Source organism: Streptomyces sp. NPDC058872, assembly GCF_042743065.1.
GTDB lineage: Bacteria > Actinomycetota > Actinomycetes > Streptomycetales > Streptomycetaceae > Streptomyces.
The window spans coordinates 140,522-156,525 of sequence record NZ_JBHYMK010000004.1 but is presented as its reverse complement, the minus strand read 5'-3'; the positions used below and the strand labels follow the sequence as shown (position 1 = coordinate 156,525).

At 68.8% G+C, this 16,004-nt stretch carries 20 protein-coding genes and 1 pseudogene; 8 read left to right on the top strand and 13 right to left on the bottom strand.

Annotated elements, in window-relative coordinates:
- Positions 1 to 81 precede the first annotated feature (81 nt).
- Entirely contained in the window at positions 82 to 609 is a 528-nt protein-coding gene (locus ACFW22_RS03965) for a GNAT family N-acetyltransferase (protein WP_386398518.1), read from the top strand.
- A 295-nt stretch (positions 610 to 904) separates the two neighbouring features.
- On the opposite strand, the gene ACFW22_RS03960 is transcribed toward ACFW22_RS03965, so the two are convergent.
- From ACFW22_RS03960 to ACFW22_RS03910, 11 genes are all read right to left on the bottom strand, one after another.
- Positions 905 to 1,363, bottom strand: coding sequence for a hypothetical protein (locus ACFW22_RS03960; protein WP_386398515.1), 459 nt, complete (start codon positions 1,361 to 1,363; stop codon positions 905 to 907).
- A gap of 3 nt (positions 1,364 to 1,366) precedes the next feature.
- A complete protein-coding gene (locus ACFW22_RS03955; RefSeq protein WP_386398513.1) occupies positions 1,367 to 1,975 on the bottom strand; it encodes a hypothetical protein in 609 nt (202 codons plus the stop codon).
- Between the two features lie 15 nt (positions 1,976 to 1,990).
- Positions 1,991 to 2,185 (bottom strand): hypothetical protein, encoded by a 195-nt coding sequence (locus tag ACFW22_RS03950; RefSeq protein ID WP_328942541.1) that lies wholly within the window; start codon positions 2,183 to 2,185, stop codon positions 1,991 to 1,993.
- 23 nt (positions 2,186 to 2,208) lie between these two features.
- Positions 2,209 to 2,460, bottom strand: a complete 252-nt coding sequence (locus ACFW22_RS03945; protein WP_386398510.1) for a hypothetical protein — start codon at positions 2,458 to 2,460, stop codon at positions 2,209 to 2,211.
- Between the two features lie 139 nt (positions 2,461 to 2,599).
- The gene (locus ACFW22_RS03940; RefSeq protein ID WP_386398507.1) at positions 2,600 to 4,825 is read right to left on the bottom strand and encodes a cell division protein FtsK; all 2,226 of its coding nucleotides are present in this window, start codon (positions 4,823 to 4,825) and stop codon (positions 2,600 to 2,602) included.
- A 149-nt stretch (positions 4,826 to 4,974) separates the two neighbouring features.
- The gene (locus ACFW22_RS03935; RefSeq protein ID WP_376435821.1) at positions 4,975 to 5,247 is read right to left on the bottom strand and encodes a hypothetical protein; all 273 of its coding nucleotides are present in this window, start codon (positions 5,245 to 5,247) and stop codon (positions 4,975 to 4,977) included.
- 15 nt (positions 5,248 to 5,262) lie between these two features.
- Positions 5,263 to 5,613, bottom strand: coding sequence for a hypothetical protein (locus ACFW22_RS03930; RefSeq protein WP_386398504.1), 351 nt, complete (start codon positions 5,611 to 5,613; stop codon positions 5,263 to 5,265).
- The gene (locus ACFW22_RS03925) at positions 5,610 to 6,260 is read right to left on the bottom strand and encodes a GGDEF domain-containing protein (RefSeq protein WP_386398500.1); all 651 of its coding nucleotides are present in this window, start codon (positions 6,258 to 6,260) and stop codon (positions 5,610 to 5,612) included. The genes ACFW22_RS03930 and ACFW22_RS03925 overlap by 4 nt, the downstream gene beginning before the upstream one ends.
- Positions 6,257 to 7,282, bottom strand: coding sequence for a DUF2637 domain-containing protein (locus ACFW22_RS03920; protein WP_376435812.1), 1,026 nt, complete (start codon positions 7,280 to 7,282; stop codon positions 6,257 to 6,259). The genes ACFW22_RS03925 and ACFW22_RS03920 overlap by 4 nt, the downstream gene beginning before the upstream one ends.
- Positions 7,279 to 7,470 carry a hypothetical protein gene (locus ACFW22_RS03915; RefSeq protein ID WP_386398497.1) on the bottom strand — a complete coding sequence of 64 codons (192 nt, stop codon included), beginning with the start codon at positions 7,468 to 7,470 and terminating at the stop codon, positions 7,279 to 7,281. Before ACFW22_RS03915 ends, ACFW22_RS03920 begins: the two co-directional genes overlap by 4 nt.
- Positions 7,467 to 7,760 (bottom strand): hypothetical protein, encoded by a 294-nt coding sequence (locus ACFW22_RS03910; RefSeq protein WP_329851572.1) that lies wholly within the window; start codon positions 7,758 to 7,760, stop codon positions 7,467 to 7,469. The genes ACFW22_RS03915 and ACFW22_RS03910 overlap by 4 nt, the downstream gene beginning before the upstream one ends.
- 824 nt (positions 7,761 to 8,584) lie before the next feature.
- Between ACFW22_RS03910 and ACFW22_RS03905 the strand changes: the two genes are divergently transcribed.
- The 6 genes and pseudogenes from ACFW22_RS03905 (at position 8,585) to ACFW22_RS03880 (ending at position 13,040) form a co-directional block, all read left to right on the top strand.
- Positions 8,585 to 8,947 carry a winged helix-turn-helix domain-containing protein gene (locus tag ACFW22_RS03905; protein WP_386398615.1) on the top strand — a complete coding sequence of 121 codons (363 nt, stop codon included), beginning with the start codon at positions 8,585 to 8,587 and terminating at the stop codon, positions 8,945 to 8,947.
- 236 nt (positions 8,948 to 9,183) lie between these two features.
- Entirely contained in the window at positions 9,184 to 10,194 is a 1,011-nt protein-coding gene (locus ACFW22_RS03900) for an AAA family ATPase (RefSeq protein WP_386398495.1), read from the top strand.
- Positions 10,191 to 10,778 carry a guanylate kinase gene (locus ACFW22_RS03895; protein ID WP_386398492.1) on the top strand — a complete coding sequence of 196 codons (588 nt, stop codon included), beginning with the start codon at positions 10,191 to 10,193 and terminating at the stop codon, positions 10,776 to 10,778. Before ACFW22_RS03900 ends, ACFW22_RS03895 begins: the two co-directional genes overlap by 4 nt.
- A pseudogene (locus ACFW22_RS03890) lies at positions 10,772 to 11,029 on the top strand (NAD(P)-binding domain-containing protein); the annotation flags it as partial. The gene ACFW22_RS03895 and the pseudogene ACFW22_RS03890, both read left to right, overlap by 7 nt.
- 39 nt (positions 11,030 to 11,068) lie before the next feature.
- On the top strand, positions 11,069 to 11,590 hold the full coding sequence (locus tag ACFW22_RS03885) for a DUF1932 domain-containing protein (RefSeq protein ID WP_386398612.1): 522 nt from the start codon (positions 11,069 to 11,071) through the stop codon (positions 11,588 to 11,590).
- Positions 11,591 to 11,699: 109 nt separating this feature from the next.
- A complete protein-coding gene (locus ACFW22_RS03880) occupies positions 11,700 to 13,040 on the top strand; it encodes a helix-turn-helix domain-containing protein (protein ID WP_386398490.1) in 1,341 nt (446 codons plus the stop codon).
- Here the strand turns inward: ACFW22_RS03880 and ACFW22_RS03875 are convergent.
- Positions 13,033 to 13,797: an HAD family hydrolase gene (locus tag ACFW22_RS03875; RefSeq protein WP_386398487.1), complete on the bottom strand. Its 765-nt coding sequence runs from the start codon at positions 13,795 to 13,797 to the stop codon at positions 13,033 to 13,035. The genes ACFW22_RS03880 and ACFW22_RS03875 overlap by 8 nt on opposite strands.
- A gap of 805 nt (positions 13,798 to 14,602) precedes the next feature.
- Here ACFW22_RS03875 and ACFW22_RS03870 point away from each other — a divergent pair.
- Positions 14,603 to 15,256 (top strand): hypothetical protein, encoded by a 654-nt coding sequence (locus tag ACFW22_RS03870; RefSeq protein ID WP_386398484.1) that lies wholly within the window; start codon positions 14,603 to 14,605, stop codon positions 15,254 to 15,256.
- Between the two features lie 63 nt (positions 15,257 to 15,319).
- On the opposite strand, the gene ACFW22_RS03865 is transcribed toward ACFW22_RS03870, so the two are convergent.
- The gene (locus tag ACFW22_RS03865; RefSeq protein ID WP_386398481.1) at positions 15,320 to 15,715 is read right to left on the bottom strand and encodes a hypothetical protein; all 396 of its coding nucleotides are present in this window, start codon (positions 15,713 to 15,715) and stop codon (positions 15,320 to 15,322) included.
- Positions 15,716 to 16,004: the final 289 nt, after the last annotated feature.

The window sequence follows — 16,004 nt, the reverse complement described above, 5'->3', positions numbered from 1 at the left end:
ACGTGTTCCCCACTCGGGCGGTTGGCCGGAGGCTCGGTAGGGTCTGGGCCATGACAATGCCTTTGCACCGGGTGATGGCCCATGGTTGAGCTGCGGGACTTCAGGGCCTCTGACTGCCGACAGCTCGTCGCATGGATCGGTGGACCCGTCGAGCTATGGAATTGGTCCGGCCACCACTTCAGCTGGCCGTTCAACGAGGGCCAGCTGGCCGAGTATGCGGCTGAGTCCGCGACACCGTTGCGCTGGAGCTGGATGGCCTTCGATCCGATCAACGGTGAAGTCGTGGGCCACGTCTCGGTGCGAATCGACGCGGCGAGCGCCAGCGGCCGACTCGGGCGCGTACTGGTGGCTCCGGAGGCTCGAGGCAAGGGGTATGGCGCCGCGATGTTGACGAAAGCGCTGGACGCCGGGTTCGGTGAGCTGGGATTGGAGCAGATCGAGCTGGGGGTCTGGGACAACAACGCAAACGCGATCCGGCTGTACGAAGGGCTGGGATTTGCGTGCGATCGCGTGCTGCGGGACGTTGTGCAGTTCGAGGGCAAGTCCTGGTCGGCGATGCAGATGGTGTTGCCGCGATCGGCATGGGTTGCCGACGCTGCCTCCGCGTAACGGAGTTCACCGGGAGGCAGCTCGATGTCGTGGGCCTTGGCGAACGGGATGGCGTGCTCGGCGAGGCAGCGGAGGGTGGCGGGATGCCCGGAGTCATCGCCGACATTGGCCATGATGAACGTCCGGTACTCCAATTCTCCGCGTGCAGCGAGGACGAGAGCGGTCGTGGACTGGACACCGCCGCCGGAACTGAAGGTCTTGAGAGGTAACAAGAGAGGGCTCCTGTTTCTGTCGAAGGGACGGAGAGCCGGGGCGGTCGCGGTCTTGTGGTGAGAGGCAACCGCCCCGGGCGCAGCTACTTCTGCCTGAGCCACCGCTCGTACTGCTGGCGAACGTAGGCGCGGGGGTCGCAGATGACCGTGGCGTCGTCGGTGTCCATGAGGCGGCGGGCCGCCGCGGTGGCCATCTCCGCCGCGTCGGTGCGTACGCGCTCGCTCTCGTCGCCCAGCGCAATGCGGTCCAAGAGCGCGGCCTTGCGGAGCCAGAACTCTCGGCCGATGTCCGTGCCGAACGGCTTGTCGGCGGCAGTGCGGGCGGTCCAGCCGATCTCGCTGATGATGCTCGGGGCGAGCGCGTAGGCGTCCTCGGGCGTCGGCCACGCCTCGGCCCGGAGGTCGGCGGTGAGGTAGAGGCGCTCGCGCTTGCCGTCGCGGGTGGCGTACTGGCGTACGGCGCCCGTGGCGAAGGCTCCGCCGAGCGCGGCGGTCACCCGGTCGGTGTCGTCGGGGTCGCAGATGACGCGGATCTCGAACATCGGTCAGTTCTCCTTGGTGTTCTCGGTGGCGGGGAGTTCGGGCAGTCCGGCGCGGGTGAGGGCCTGCGGGTCGAAGCCGGGCAGGGCCGCGCGCGTGAGCAGGGCGGTGGCGAGCTGCTCGGCGTAGAGGGCGCCGGTGCGAGCGGCCTCGATCTGGGCTCCGGCGCGGAGGGCTTCCACGCGCTCGATGTGGGCGTGGTCTTCGCGACGCTCGACGGTGCGGCGTTCGTAGGCGGTGGTTTCGCGGCGGGCGGTGCGCCAGTAGCGGGCGGCGAGGCCGTAGGCGACGGCGGTGGCGAGTACCCACAGCAGGAGCGGAAGGGACAGTCCGTCGGCGTATCCGGCGACCCCGGCGAAGGCGAGGCCGCCCGAGGTCGCGAACGCGGTTCCGGCGAGCGTGCTGTCCCCGCGGTGACCGGCCGCGGCGAAGGCGCCGGCCGTGGCGGCTCCGGCGGCGAGGACCACCATGAGGGCGGCGTTGCCGACGGAGTGTTCGGCGCCGTTGGCGTTCCAGATCCGGCCGAGGACCAGGATCGTGGACGTGGCGAGGGCGGGGGCCACCTTCGGCGTGGCCGTGGTGAGCCAGTGCGGGACGGTGATCGGCTCGTTCATCGCGGGCTCCTTCGGCTAGTTGGCGAGGTCGGAGAGGGCCGTGGCGGAGGACTGGACGAGGTTGGCGATCGGCTCGTACGCGCCGGTCCCGGCGGCGAAGAACCCGAAGAGGAAGAGCACGATGGCGGCGCCGGCCCCGGAGGACTTGCTCTTCACGGCGAAGACGGACGCAGCGCCGAAGAGCAGGACGGCGGAGATCTCGAAGTTCATGTCAGGCTCCTGTCGTTGCGGGGTCAGCGGGTGCCGTCGCGGTGGACGCGGGCGGCGATGTTGAACAGGTGGCGTCCGACGCGTATGCGGATGCCGTGGCCCTTGCAGCGGCGGCAGGTCTTGCCGCGCTTGGGCTTGCCCTTGCGGTCCGTCGTGAGGGCGAAGCCGAGTCCGTTGCACTTGCGGCAGTTACCGAACGGCGAGGCCGCACACAGGGCGATGTAACCGAATGTGATGGCGAGCAGGAGTGCACTAGCGGCGAGGAAGGGGGTCATCAGGGGCCTCTCCGGCGGTTTTCGGGGTATGCGCAGATCAACCCGCTAGGAACTAGCGGGCTGATCAGATGCAGTACAGGGTGCTAGCGGTGCCGCTAGACCTAGCGGGGCTTGCTGCTAGGCCTAGCGGCGAGCGGCGTCAGCTCGCGTCCCTTTTTTCGTCACGGTCCGTGATTGTGGCGGAGATGCGGGAGCGCTCGATGCCGCGCCGGTTGGCGCCCTTGCCGCTCTCGGTCTTGCCCCACACCTGGGCGGTAGAGATGCCGTGCGGCTTGAGGGCGGCGGCCAGTCCCTCGGGGTCCCAGCCGCCGTAGACGTCGGGGCGCAGCTCGGCAAGCCGGGCCACGACGACTTCGGACCAGACCTTGGGCTCCTCGGCGGGAACGACGGCGAGGATGTCGCGCAGCAGGTCGTACGCGCTGGTCTCGCCGGTCTCGAACGACTCCCCCAGCGCGTGGCCGGAGAGGGTGCCGGCCTGTTCGCGGAGCTTGCGGGCTCGCAGACCGATGGTCTCGGCGGTGGGGGCGTCGACGTAGACGGAGGAGACGATCCGGGCGTCCGCTCCTTCGCCGACGAAGTAGTGGATGCCCTTGTCCTTCCAGGAGAACATCGTGGCCCGCACGCCCCGCTTGTACGAGGACGTGCCGAGGACCATGTCGTTCTCCAGCTGGCCCATGACCTTCAGGCAGAACCGGGCGGACGCGTTCGCGCTGATGCCGGTCGGCAGAGCCTTGGCGTCGGGGCGCTGGGTGGCGAGCAGCAGCACGATGCCGGTGGCCGGGCCACGCTTGACCAGGTCCGTGCAGATCTCCTCGAACTCCGCCCCGTGTTTGGGGTGCTCGAACCACACCTGGCACTCGTCCACGCCGACGACGATCGGGTGGAGCCCCAGGTTCTTCATGTTCGCCAGCTCGCTCGTGACCTTCGACTCCGGGCAGATGTCCCGCGGCAGGGAGCGGATCATCTTCGCCCGGCGCCGCAGCTCGTCCCGCAGTTCCCGCAGGTCGGCGAGGGCGTACTCGATGTCCTCGTCGTCATCCCCGGCACGGTGGCGGTGCGAGACGCGCTCGCCCACCGGGTCGAGGTCGCCGGTGCCCTTGAGGTCGTAGGTGTGCAGCTCGGCGCGCGGGTCGAGAGCGGCGATCAGGAGCAGCAGGCGCAGGAGGAACGTCTTGCCCATGCGGGGGATCGCGCCGATGACGGCCGCGATGTACATGAGCGTCATCTCCACCCAGCGTCCGCGCTGGTCGGTGCCGAAGGCGACCGGCTTGAACAGGTCCGTGGCCCCGCTCTTGAGCAGCGGCCACACGGGCTTCCGCGCGGTCGACATGTCCTGGTCGCCGACCCACAGCACCAGGTGCCCGGTGTGTTCCTCCGGTACGGCCTCGGGCCACACGCAGCCCAGCGGGCGGCGCAGACCGGACGCGAGCTTGTCCCGGCGCTCGATCACGTCCGTGACGGTGACGCCGTACGGGAGATCGCCCTCCGCACGCCAGCCGGGCCCATCGCGGGTGATCGGGGCGGTGAACGTGAAGCCGTCCCGGCCCTTGCCCTGCGCCTGGTTGATCGCCGGAATGCCGAGCGCCCCCAGCGCGCGCAGGACGATGTCGCTGGTGAGCTTGGGCGCCTTGGTGACCTCCACCGCCCGGTTGATGACCGGCGCGTCGGCCTGTCCGCCGGCCGACCCGAGGGCGAGCAGCAGTGCGCCGACCGAGACGACCTGGAGCCAGCCGGGGGCGAGGACGTAGAGGGCGAGCGCGGCGCCCATGCCGACGAGTGCGGCGAGGGTGGCGACCAGGGTCCGCAGTCGGACCCGGCCGTCGCGCTGCCGGGACAGCTTGAGGTACTCCGCCGCGTCCTCGCGCCGGACGGCGGCGAGTCGGACGGGCTCGCCCTCGCGGTCGGCGACCCAGCGCATCGTGCCGCCGACGAACTTCGCGGCCCCGCGCGGGGCCTGGAGGGCGAGGCGGCCGGCGTAGACCGGGGAGCGGAGGGCGTGATACCCGGCGAGGTGGGTGTAGTGGCTGGCGACCCAGCGGGCGGCGGACTTGAGCTCGGCCGTCGACCGCATCCACGCGGGGACGATCCGTCGCCGCTTCGCGCCCGCGAGTCGGCCGAGGTATCCAGGCCCAGCGAGCGCCGGACCGTCGACCAACCGGCGGGCCGACGGGTCGCCCGACTCGTCGGCCGACTCGTCCGTGTGGGAGTCGGCCGACGCGTCGGCGGTGGAGTTGGCCGACTCGGTGCGGGCAGATCGGGCCTTGTCGAGGTCGACCACGTCGGCCCCGGAGTCGGGCGACCCGGTGGCGGCCATGTCGGCTTCGAGTCGGTCGAAGAAGTCGTTCTCGTCGTCGGGGTGCTTCACTGAGACTCTTCCTTCTCTCGGGAGGGAACGACGGGCCCGGCCGGCGCTGTGGAAGGTGAGCGGCCGGGCCCGTGCGGTGAATCGTCAGCCCGCGATGCCGTGGGAGAGGACACAGTTCGTGTCCCCTTTCTCCCCGGGCACCTGGGGCGCTAGATCTCCAGGAGGGCGGCGGTGGGGATCTCGTAGATCTCGGTCATGAACGCGCCGTTGCCCCAGTGGCCGCGGCCGTAGTGGACGTGGGCAACGTGGAGGTTGTTGCCGTCGCGGTCGGTCGTCTCGTAGACGTGGACGGTGTCCGCCGTCTTGCGGGCCCCGCTGATACTCACGCGGGCGGTGTGGACGGTCAGCCGCTCCGGGCGCCAGCGCCCAGTGCGGTCGGCGTCGCTGTGGCGGGACAGGCGGTACAGGGTGGCGGGTTGCATGGCGTGCTCCTCGGATCAGGCGTCGGAGGGGTTGAGGTCGAACAGGCCGCCCTGGTCGGCGTCGGGCACCGAGGTGGCACGCTGGGCGGCCCGGCGGGCGGCGGTGAAGCAGGGCGGGCACCAGGCGCGCAGCTCGCTCGCGGGCAGAGCCGCGGCGGCGAGCTCGGTGGTGAGCGGGTCGGCCGCGGCGGCCATAAGGCGGATCGGACCGCTGTGCTTGCCCGCGTGGCGGCCGTGCTCGCGGGTGCAGCGCCCCTCGCCCTTCGTGTGGGACTGTCCGCATACGCCGGCGCACTGGCAGCGGTGCTGTGCGGCCTCCATCACGGTGTGGAAAAGGTCGGCGGCGGCGAGCGGGCCCGGCATCATGCCGCCACCCCCACCGCCGGTGCCCCGGCCGGGGCACCTCGGCGTCCAGACCGGCGGCCGGTGACCGCCGAGAGCAGCCGACCCAGCCGGGCCCCCTTGATCCCGGTGCGGCCCTGCTTGGCCGCGTACATGGCCTCATCGGCGCGACCGAGGAGCGCGGAGAGATCTTCGCCGGGGAAATCGGCGGCGCGGACCCAGCCAAGGGACACCGTGGTGGCCACGTCCGGGTTGGCCTTGTCGGCGGGGCGTGCCAGTACCCCGTGAAGGACGGCCAGGAGGTCCGTGACCGTGCCGTCGGTGTCCAGGACGACGGCCGCGAACTCGTCGCCGCCGAGGCGCCCGGCGACGCCGTTCGGGCCGACGTAGTGGGCGAGCCGGTCGGCAGTGACCTTCAAGAGGGCGTCGCCGGCCGCGTGGCCGTGGCGGTCGTTGATCTGCTTAAAGTGGTCGACGTCCGCGAGGACGACCACCGCCCTGTCGTCGCGCAGGAGCGCGGCGGCCCGGCGGGTGAAACCCTCGCGGGTCCGCAGCCCGGTCAGCGGGTCGCGGCGGGCGGTGCGGAGCCGGCGGCGCAGCCACAGCACGTGGCCGGACCATCCGGCCGCGAGCGGACCGGTCGCGGCGAGGATCGTGGCGAGGGTGTTCATGCGGCGACCTCCTCGGCCGTCTCGGCGGACTCGTCCGCGTCGCTGCCGTCCTTCGTCTCCACGGAGTGGAGCTCCGGGCGGCTGGCTCGTTCGGCGAGCAACTCGTCACGCAAAACACGGGAGTTGGCTGCCGAGCAGTGCAGTGCGGTCCGGATCGCCTCGGCGTTGATCCCCGCCAGCGGCCAGTCGGCGGTCAGCTCGCGGGCCTCGGTCAGCAGCTCCGCCGCCGAGCGAGGCGGTTTCGCCCCCTTGGGCTTCTGGCGGGTGGTGCGCTTGCGCGACTTCTGCTCGTCCTGTTCCTTGTCCGGCGGCGGCACGGGCGGCACAGCAGGCTCCTGCTCCGGCTCCTCCACGGCCCCGTTGGGGGCAAGTTCCCCGAGCCGCAGGAGGACGCGCTCGCGGCGCGGGGTCTTCGACCGCCACCGCCAGCCGTAGGTCTCGCGCAGGTCGGCGCGGGCGAGCTGCCGCTCCTTCTCGCGGGAGAGCGCGTCGGCGTAGGAGGTGATCTCCCACAGCGTCATTCGCCGCCACAGCGAGAACGTGGAGGGGAAGGCGAGCAACCACCGCGACGCCCGGATCTTGTCCATCCGGCGGCCGGTCGCGGCCCCGATCCGTACGGCGTAGATGTGGGCGCCGATCTCGGAGAACACCACCCACAGCAGCGGCATCGTGCCGTGGGCGAGCTTGGCCCACATTCCGTGCCCGGCGGCCACGTTCAGGCCGCAGGTGATCAGGGTCAGGGCCCAGGGAACGAACCGCACCCACGCGAGGGCCATGTCCATCCGGATCAGCAGGAGGTTGGCCACGGTGAACACCGGAATGGCCACGTCGATGCCGACCGGCAGCATCCACGGCTCGCCGAAGCCCCACCGCAGCGCGGCGGCCGACACGGCGTCGAAGGAGGAGATGAGCCCGAGGGCTCCGACGCCAGCCGCGGCGAGCGCGCCGATACCGGCGAGGCCCAACTCGGGACGGGTCAGCGGCGGCACCGCCGACCGCTCGTTGGTGATCGCGGTCGTCATCGCGCACCACCGAAGAGCTTCCGGTTCCGAACCGCCCAGCCGATGTGCTGGATGAGGAACCCGAGAACCGTCGCGGCGAACAGCCACGCCTGATGGACCACAACAGCGCCCACGGCACTGCCCACCGCGATCAGCGAGCCGAGCCAGACGAGAACCAGCTCCTGGCCCCAGGGCACCCGGGCGCTCATGCCGCCGCTCCCTTCCGGGAACGGGAGCGGCGGGCCGCCGGCCGAACCAGCGGGATGACGTTGAACAGCTCCGGAGCGAACGCCTCGATCGCCTCGGCGGCGACCCGGCTCACCTCGTCCGGCAGGTTCGGGTTGTCCGCGAGGATGTCCCGCGCCGCGTCCAGACGGGCCGCGCGCTCCTCCTCGCTCTCGCCCTCCACCCCGAGCCACAGTTCCACCGGGGTGCCGAGGGCGAGTTCCACGAAGTCGTTGGTGCTGACGGCCTGATGACCGCCGATGAACGTACGCATGGTTGATCGCTCCTGGTCGTGTCGAAGGGGCGCCGGGGCGGCCTCGGTCCGTGGTGAGAGGCAGCCGTCCCGGCGCGGCGGGGTGGGGCCGTTCGTTCCGGCTCCCCTCTGCCTCGCCCGTACGGCACCCCGTGCGGGGCCCGGACGGGCGAGGGAGGCAACCGGCCGCAGCAACCGCTGCGCAGGTGACCTGACGTCCGCGAATCACCGGCTATCCCGGTGCGCCGAAGCGGCGGCGGATCAGGGGGAACGCGGTGGGCATGTCCGCCGTGCCGGTCCAGCACGAGCAGCGCCCAGGGTCTTCGTCTGTGCACATCAACCTCCGTTCTGGGGAGGGACAGGGCTTCACCGGCCGGCCGCTGCCACGGCCATCCGGTCCCGAGCCCGGGAGTCGGGTGCGTCATCGTCGCTGCTCTGACGCCAGCAGGGCGGCACGCACCAGGTGGCACCCGCGAGGGGTGTTCTCCAGGGCTGGCACGTTGAGAAGTTGCCGCCGACGGACGTGACCCGGTCCGTCGCGGGGGCGGGGCTCTGACCCCCGCCTACTTGTCACGCTGTTGAGTTCTCAAGGAGCAATCGCTTCCTTTGTGTCCGTTTCACGGGACCCTCCGGGCGAGCACTGCGACGCCCTCCCCGCTGAAAACAGCAGGTCGCGGCTTCGAGCCAGATTCGAGCGATCCCCGAACCTCAACTCTGCCTCAAGGTGCACTATGAGGCAGAGTACGTCAACCGCCCTCACGAAGCAGAGGCGGGGCGACACTGGTCCTCTCCCTGCCGCTTGGGCACACTGAGGCAGAGACCGAGAGAAGAGACTTGGGGTGCAGATGGTCGAGTGGACCGGCAAGCCCGCCTACCAACAGGTGGCTGAACAGCTTCGGCAGCGGATCGCGGCCGGCGAGTTCGAGGAGACGGGCAAGCTGCCCTCCCTGGCGGAGATCCAGGAGAAGTACGGCGTGACCGTCACTGTGGCCCGTGCCGCCATCCGGCAGCTCGGCACCGACGGACTCGCCGTGACGCACCAGGGGAAGGGCGCGTTCCTCACGTCGGGCTCCGCCAAGGCCGCCAAGCTCGCCAGCCCCGAAAGCGCCCTCGCCGACCTGCAAGAGCAGATCAACAGCCTGAGGGCCGAGGTCGGCGACCTTCGCGCCCGGCTGGAGGCAGTTGAGGGCCAGTCGCCCTCGGCCTGAGACCGTTCGGGGTCGCTCCCGGTGAGCGACCCCACCCCCGATGTACTGCATCAGCACCCCCTCTCGGAATGTGCTGCAAGTTCACCGGACGGGGGTTGAAGTCGGTATCACGGCGGCTTACCTGAATAGGCCTCAGCAGTTTTATACATCCACTTACACGTGCGCTATCACAAATTTCCACCGATCTACGCGGGCCGCTACACTCGCGGCTCCGAGTAGCCACCCAGGAGGGGCAGATGGCTCGCAAGCACCCTGATTGGAATCCTGAACTCCTGCGTCAGCACAGGGAAAAGTTCGGGCTCACACTGGAAGACGCGGGGGAAAAGCTGCGGGAGATTGCCGAGCGGCATAACTTCAACATCGCGGCCAACTTCCAGACGATCTGGGGGCACGAAAAGGGAACGGTGTACCCCGGCCCTCATTACCGCCGGGCGTACTGCCGTCTCTACAACCGCAACGAAGCCCAGCTGGGCTTTCGCGGACCTCTGCCCGGAGAGGACGCCCCGTTGAACCCCGCGCCCGTAACCGTGGAACGCAAACTGCCCGACCAGACCGAAGCTGTACGGCACGCCCTTGGGAGCATTCGTGAGGGAACCCCCGACGTCGACGGCGAGGCGCTCCGCAACCGCGTCATAGACGCCTGGCGCCGACGCACGACAGGGACCGGGGACGACACTCCCTCCGTCGTGCTCGTCGGCGGGTTCGCCGGATCTGGGAAGTCCGAGTTCGCCAAGTTCCTCGGTGGCCTGACCGGCTGGCCGATCCTCGACAAGGACTCCCTGACCCGACCTCTGGTCGATCAGCTCCTGGTCGCCCTCGGCGGCGAGGCGCACGACCGGAGCTCCGACCTCTACCGCGAGAAGGTGCGCCCCCTCGAATACCGCTGCCTCATGGAAGCGGCTTGGGACAACGTCGACTGTGGGACCTCCACGATCCTCGACGCCCCGTTCGTCTCCGAGTTCTCACAGGCGGATTGGATGCAGCGATTCCACAATCGGTGCCGCTCGAAGCGCGTTTCCGTCACGACCATATGGGTTGAGTGCGACCCCGAGTCGATGCGCGAGTACATCGAGTTCCGGGGTGCCGCGCGCGACGCGTGGAAGATGGAGTCCTGGGACGACTACCTGTCGACGCTCAACCTGGAGCTGCGCCCGCAGGGACCGCACTTCGTCGTGAACAACAAGCTGGGCGCCGCGATCGCGATGGTGGACGAAGCCCGGGACGTACTGAGCGGAGGGGCCCTGTGACCGACGTCGGCGTCGTTCTCTACGGGCCCCCCGGGGCCGGTAAGGACACGGTGACCGCGGAGCTCTCCCGCGCCCGGCCCGAGTACCGGCTCTTCCAGCGGCTCAAGGCCGGACCGGGCCGCACCACGGGGTACCGCCTGACAACCATCGAGCACATCGAGGATCTCGACCGCGCCGGCGATCTGCTCTACCGGAACGCCCGGTACGGAGCCGAGTACGCCATCGATCGGCAAGGGGTCTCCGAACTCGTCGAGCAAGGGTTGGTTCCCGTCCTACACATGGGCCAGGTCGCCGGAGCCAGCGCGGTTACTCCCTACCCGATCCACTGGGTGAAGGTGCTCCTGTGGTGCCCAGTGGACGTCACCAAGACGCGGTGCGAAGGGCGGGGTGACAAGGACCTGGAGGCGCGGTTGGAGGTCTGGCGCGAGACTCGGCAAGACCTCTTGGACCACGCGGCGGAGCCTTGGTCTGTCGTCATTGAGACGCACCACCACTCGCCCGCCGAGACGGCACGGATCATCAGCGATGCGGTCGATTCCAAGGCCACCGCGCAGGAGCGAGACATTCGCGGGCTGGTCGGATGACGACCCTCGGAATCCTGCATCCCGGCAGCATGGGCGCCGCCGTCGGAGCACAGGCGAAGGCGCAAGGCGCGGATGTCCTCTGGTGCGCAGAGGGACGCAGCTCCGCGAGCAAGGAAAGGGCCCGCCTGTACGGTCTCGCTGCGACAGCAGACCTCACAGAACTGTGCGGGCGATGCGATGTCATCATCAGTCTTTGCCCGCCGGCCAACGCCATCGAGGTCGCTCAAGCCGTCGCCGCCGAGTCGTTTCCCGGTGTCTACGTCGATGCGAATGCCATCGCGCCAGCCACCATGGCGCAGATCGGCGATCTACTGATGCCGAGTGCAGCCGCAGTGGTCGACGGTGCCGTGGTGGGTTCCCCGCCTTCCGAAGCGAAGAAGCCGCGGTTGTACCTCTCGGGTCCGGAAGAACCAGCCGCCACGGTGGCGCGGCTCTTCCGCGGCAGCTCCGTCCAGCCGTTCATCCTCGAAGGGGGGATCGGAAAGGCGTCGGCCCTGAAACTCGCCTACACCAGCTATCAGAAGGCGAGCAGGGTTCTCGCTGCCGTCGCGTACGCGCTCGCGAGCGACCACGGCGTGGAAGAGGAGCTCCTCGACATCGCCCGAGGTCGTACAACCAGCTACCTGACCGAGACGGAGTACTTCCCAAAGACGGCTGCGCGCGCGTGGCGCTGGGCCCCGGAGCTGCGCGAGGTGTCACGAGCCCTCGGCGACGCCCACCTGCCAGCCGCCTTGGCAGACGCCGCAGCGGAGGTACTGGAGCAGTGGGCCGCCCGCGGTGGCCTCGGGCTCCTGCCCGAGACACCAGGGTAACGAGTGACAGGGGAGGTCCAAGTTGGATGCCAGACCTCCCCTGACTGGACCGCTAGCGCGCGTCATATTGGCGAGACACCACCGCATGGGCGCGACCACAATTGGGTCCATGGTCGCTCTCCGCTCCAGGCGTCTCGAACGCCTCTTCGCCGCTCGCCTCGACGACGTCTCTCACGCACAGGTCGCCGCTCTGGTGGACAACCAGGTCACCGAGCACTACGACCTCGACTTCAAGCGAGGCCTGTACGGCAACAAGGATTCCGAGAAGCGGGACCTCGCCGGTGACGTTGCCGCGATGGCCAACACTGCTGGCGGCGTCATCGTCCTGGGCGTCGACGAAGACGACCAGGCCCGCGCCTGCGGGGCCCCCGAGGTCAACCTGAGCGACGATGAAGTCGGTCGCATCCGCCAGATCGTGTCGTCGCTGGTCTCGCCGCTGCCGACGTTCGACATCCTGCCCATCGCATCGCCCGAACAGGATGACCGCGGCTTCCTCCTGATCGCGGTCCCCCGCAGCTCCAACGCACCACATGCGGTCCTCGTCAACAACGCGCTGCGCTTCCCTCGGCGCAACGGAACTACCACGACGTACCTGTCCGAGCCAGAGGTAGCCACTGCCTATCGGAACCGGTTCACCGGAATGCAGAGCAGGCTCGACGAAGCCGCTCGGTACGAGGCTGACCTACTCCAGCGGCTCAACCCTTCCTCCACGACATTCGCCGTAGTGACGCTGGTCCCCGATGTAGCTGGTGGCTTCACACTCGACACCAAGGCGCTCAAGGATTTCAAGGCCGAAGTTCTCCATAAGGACCCGTACCCGGTTCCGGTCAACACAATTTGGTACCGCACTTCTGTCGGCAGCGGGCGTCTTGTTGCCGATAACCGAATGAACGGAAACGAACTGGCCACCCGATTGTCCTGCGAGCTACACGAGAGCGGGGCCGGATCGTTCGCCGCTATTGTGACCGACCGGGGAGCGACAGCACCAAACAGCCTAGATGCGTCTGCGAGCGAGGTAGGCGACGATTACCTGTTCAACGCTTTGTGGGGAGGGCTCCGGTTTTTGGCCCACCACGCGCGTGACCGCGCTGCGGCTGGCGGCAACGCCACAGTCCGCGCGACGATCTGGCCAGTCACCCCCGAGCTGCAGGCAAGACTCATGCACAGCTGGGGATTCGGCGGCCAGCTCGGCGACCTCCAGGCGGACAGACCACCGTACGCCAGCGCTGTTTTCGACATCGATGACCTCGCCGAGGACGGCGGGCCACTCATCGCAGCGACTGCCACTCTGGCGAACGGCATCGCTCAGCACTTTGGCCAGCCCGAGGCCCTCCAGGCAACCACGGACGGGATCATCCGCATCAAGTATTGGCATTCCTCCATGCAGCCCCGTGTGCGTGCAATTGCTCAAGACGCAGGCATCGAAGTCACTGAGGAGACCGTCAACTGATGTGGCCCGACGAGGGTCGAGTCGAGCGAGAGCGTCCCCGCCTAGATAGGTAACGGACGGCATCCAGGGCGTTCAGAGCCGTGACATAAGGGCTGTCGACACCATCGGGCCACTGTCGCCCGGCAGAAATCCATAGCGTCTGCAGTCCCGCCTTCCTGCCGCCCTCTACGTCGATGCCAGGGTTGTCGCCGACCATCCATCCGCCGTCTTCGAGGCGGGCGCCGCAGCGTCGAGCGGCCTCCTCGAAGACGGCACGGTCGGGCTTTCGTGTCCCTACCTCGCCGGAAGCACAGACCCCGTCGACCAGCTCGGCGAGCCCCGCCCCTTCCAGCTTCGCGTGCTGGATATCAGGCGCCCCGTTGGTGGCGATGCCGATGGCCCACCCTCCGGCCTTCATCCCCCACAGGCCCTCGCGCACTCCCTGCTGGCAGCGGGCCCGCCGTGCCATGCCAGCCACGTACGCGCCCCAGAGAGAGTCGACGGAGTCGTGGAGCCCAAGCGCCACCTTGATCCGGGCGAAGTCGCTCGGGCAGGCCCGCGCGTCCAGAGCGTCCGTGATGGCGCGGGCAGCAACCACGGGCAACCCGCGGGCAGACACGAAGTCACAGGCCCAGTCGTGGAGGGCACCCTGTCTGTCAATCAAGGTGTTGTCCAGGTCGAACAGGGCCAGTAGCTGCACCCGCTGCACGATACGTGACGCCAGCTCGCAGGCTCTCGGGATGCCGCCGCTCGTCAGGTTCCCCTTGGAATTCTCCAATCAGCACCCTCGACTGCTCCGCTTCCGTTGTGATGGGAAGACGTACTCGCATTGGAGGCCCACCGTGCCGATATCCCACGAAGAGACCCTGGTCCCTGCAGCCAGCGCGGCCGGCGACTGGAACATGCAATGGCAGCTCATGTGTCCCGCGTGCGGGACGGACACAGTCGAAAGCGCAAGCGGCCCGGACCACGAGTCTGTGACGGTGCAGCCGGACCGTGACGACTACGACAGCCCCATAGGGACGCGTGGCGGGTACGTCAGGATCGACCTCACATGCGCCGGAGGACATGGCTTCGCGCTTGTCGTGGCCAACCACAAGGGGGCTGAATTCCTCGGCTTGGTAGCCCGCGTCTGAGGTGTCGGCAGTGCGCCTCGGCTGTTCTTCCGAGTGAGCGGCGAGTGAGATCGTCGCCCTCTTAATCTAGAGACCGGGAGTGTGCAGGTCAGAGCCTCTGCGCAAGGCCACCGAGCCATGCCCTCCGGAGCCGTGTGCGCAGGTTCGAATCCTGCCGGGGGCACTTCGCATGAAGTGCCCAAAGACCCCGTCACCAGCGGAAACGCTGTGTGCGGGGTCTTCGCGTTTATGCAACCGCATGCCGCTCGAAGCGGGCGTATGTCGGGGTCTGTGGACGAGGCGTGGATGGGATCTTGGGGCATTCCCGCAGGTGATGAGCCTCGGTGGAGCCAAGCAGGCCTGCTCCTCGTTATCGTCTTCCCGGTCTTGGACCGCGCCGCGGGTGGGGAACCTGAGCGTTGCCGAGGGTCGTCGTGCCATCCTCAGCCTCTGCCCGCGGTCGGATGAATGGACGAGTTGGGGGATCTCGTGGATGTGACCACGCTTGCCGTCGCACTCATCGGCGTCGGAGGAACGCTGGGCGGAACTCTGGGTGGGGCAGTGCTCAGCCAGCGCGTCACCCGGGAGCAAAACCAGCGTGCCGATCGTGAACGGGCAGAGGACCGCCACGACCGAGCGCAGGAGGCCAGACGGGATCTCTATGCCCGCCTGAACACCACGGCTCGCGCTTACCGAGTCGCTGCCCGAGACGCGGTCCGAGCAGCCGAACGCGGCGAGAGCATCGAGCCCACAGTCCTCGACACCGCCAAGGACGCTTGGTTGGAGCAATACTCTTCGGCCCAGATGGCACTGCCGAAAGACGTCCACGAGATTGTCTCGACCCTCAACCGGGCACTTGGAGTCGGATACTCCGTCGTCAAGCAGCTGCCGAGCCGCCCCGACCCGGACGGGTCGTACAACCGTGCCAAAGCTTGGTTCAGCGGCCCAATGTCCGACGGGGTGTATCTGCTGCGGGTCGCTCTGCGCCATGACCTCGGCGTCGAGGTCGAGCCCGACTTCGAACGCATTCGCACGCAGATGCTCGCCACGCTCGATGGCGAGCGGAGGAGCCTTCAACGCGTGCTCGCCTCCGAACAGGCCCAGGCCACCAGGCCTGCTTGACAGGCCGGGTGGACGACGAGGCTCCTGGCCGTCACGCCAGGAGCGTCGGGTGAGCGAACCCGCTCATAGGTCCGTCACATCGGGGTAGTGACGACGAAGCTCGCTGAGCACGCGTTCGTCGACGGCTCTGACGTCCCACCACGAGCTGTCTGCTTCAGTCAGGACGACCACCAGCTCGTCCCCAGCGAACCCACGCGCTTCGGCGTCGATCAGCTGAAGGAACGGGGTCGTCAGTGACAACAGCGTCAACGTGTCGATGCCGACGCCGACGGACCGTCTCCCAATCTCCAAACAGCGCGGATCCACGATCTCGTCGCACTCGACGCGCCACGTCAGGTCCAGGCCGAAGCTGCCGAGGCGGACGAGCATCTCGGCCAGAGTCACGTAGTGCTTTCCGTACCAGGCAGGGAACGTGATCCCCTTCATTCCTGCCTCTGCTTCGGCCGTATCGCGCGACAAGCGACCCCCTTCGTTGAGCACAGACCCTAGGGCACAGTCCTGACCAGCTCACGCGCCCCATCGGGCAGGCCCTAGCACCCTCCCTCGCCCTCCAGACCCGACCACGGATCCGGCGGATTCGGTTGCCCGGGATCCGGTGTCTCTTCGGTCGGGCGCGCGGGGTCGAACGGGCGGGCGGGGTCGAAGAGGGGCCACCGGGGAGGATCGCGGGCCCCGTGCCGTCGGGGCCGGTCCCCCCGCTCGTCCCCGCACCCGGTCCCCCGCTCGTCTCCGCACCCCGCGGTCAGCC

Excerpts from the sequence above, each read along its gene's own strand:
- ACFW22_RS03965 (WP_386398518.1), top strand. The coding sequence starts at position 82 with ATGGTTGAGCTGCGGGACTTCAGGGCCTCTGACTGCCGACAGCTCGTC.
- ACFW22_RS03960 (WP_386398515.1), bottom strand. The coding sequence starts at position 1,363 with ATGTTCGAGATCCGCGTCATCTGCGACCCCGACGACACCGACCGGGTG.
- ACFW22_RS03955 (WP_386398513.1), bottom strand. The coding sequence starts at position 1,975 with ATGAACGAGCCGATCACCGTCCCGCACTGGCTCACCACGGCCACGCCG.
- ACFW22_RS03950 (WP_328942541.1), bottom strand. The coding sequence starts at position 2,185 with ATGAACTTCGAGATCTCCGCCGTCCTGCTCTTCGGCGCTGCGTCCGTC.
- ACFW22_RS03945 (WP_386398510.1), bottom strand. The coding sequence starts at position 2,460 with ATGACCCCCTTCCTCGCCGCTAGTGCACTCCTGCTCGCCATCACATTC.
- ACFW22_RS03935 (WP_376435821.1), bottom strand. The coding sequence starts at position 5,247 with ATGCAACCCGCCACCCTGTACCGCCTGTCCCGCCACAGCGACGCCGAC.
- ACFW22_RS03930 (WP_386398504.1), bottom strand. The coding sequence starts at position 5,613 with ATGATGCCGGGCCCGCTCGCCGCCGCCGACCTTTTCCACACCGTGATG.
- ACFW22_RS03925 (WP_386398500.1), bottom strand. The coding sequence starts at position 6,260 with ATGAACACCCTCGCCACGATCCTCGCCGCGACCGGTCCGCTCGCGGCC.
- ACFW22_RS03920 (WP_376435812.1), bottom strand. The coding sequence starts at position 7,282 with ATGACGACCGCGATCACCAACGAGCGGTCGGCGGTGCCGCCGCTGACC.
- ACFW22_RS03915 (WP_386398497.1), bottom strand. The coding sequence starts at position 7,470 with ATGAGCGCCCGGGTGCCCTGGGGCCAGGAGCTGGTTCTCGTCTGGCTC.
- ACFW22_RS03910 (WP_329851572.1), bottom strand. The coding sequence starts at position 7,760 with ATGCGTACGTTCATCGGCGGTCATCAGGCCGTCAGCACCAACGACTTC.
- ACFW22_RS03905 (WP_386398615.1), top strand. The coding sequence starts at position 8,585 with ATGGTCGAGTGGACCGGCAAGCCCGCCTACCAACAGGTGGCTGAACAG.
- ACFW22_RS03900 (WP_386398495.1), top strand. The coding sequence starts at position 9,184 with ATGGCTCGCAAGCACCCTGATTGGAATCCTGAACTCCTGCGTCAGCAC.
- ACFW22_RS03885 (WP_386398612.1), top strand. The coding sequence starts at position 11,069 with ATGGCGCAGATCGGCGATCTACTGATGCCGAGTGCAGCCGCAGTGGTC.
- ACFW22_RS03880 (WP_386398490.1), top strand. The coding sequence starts at position 11,700 with ATGGTCGCTCTCCGCTCCAGGCGTCTCGAACGCCTCTTCGCCGCTCGC.
- ACFW22_RS03870 (WP_386398484.1), top strand. The coding sequence starts at position 14,603 with ATGGACGAGTTGGGGGATCTCGTGGATGTGACCACGCTTGCCGTCGCA.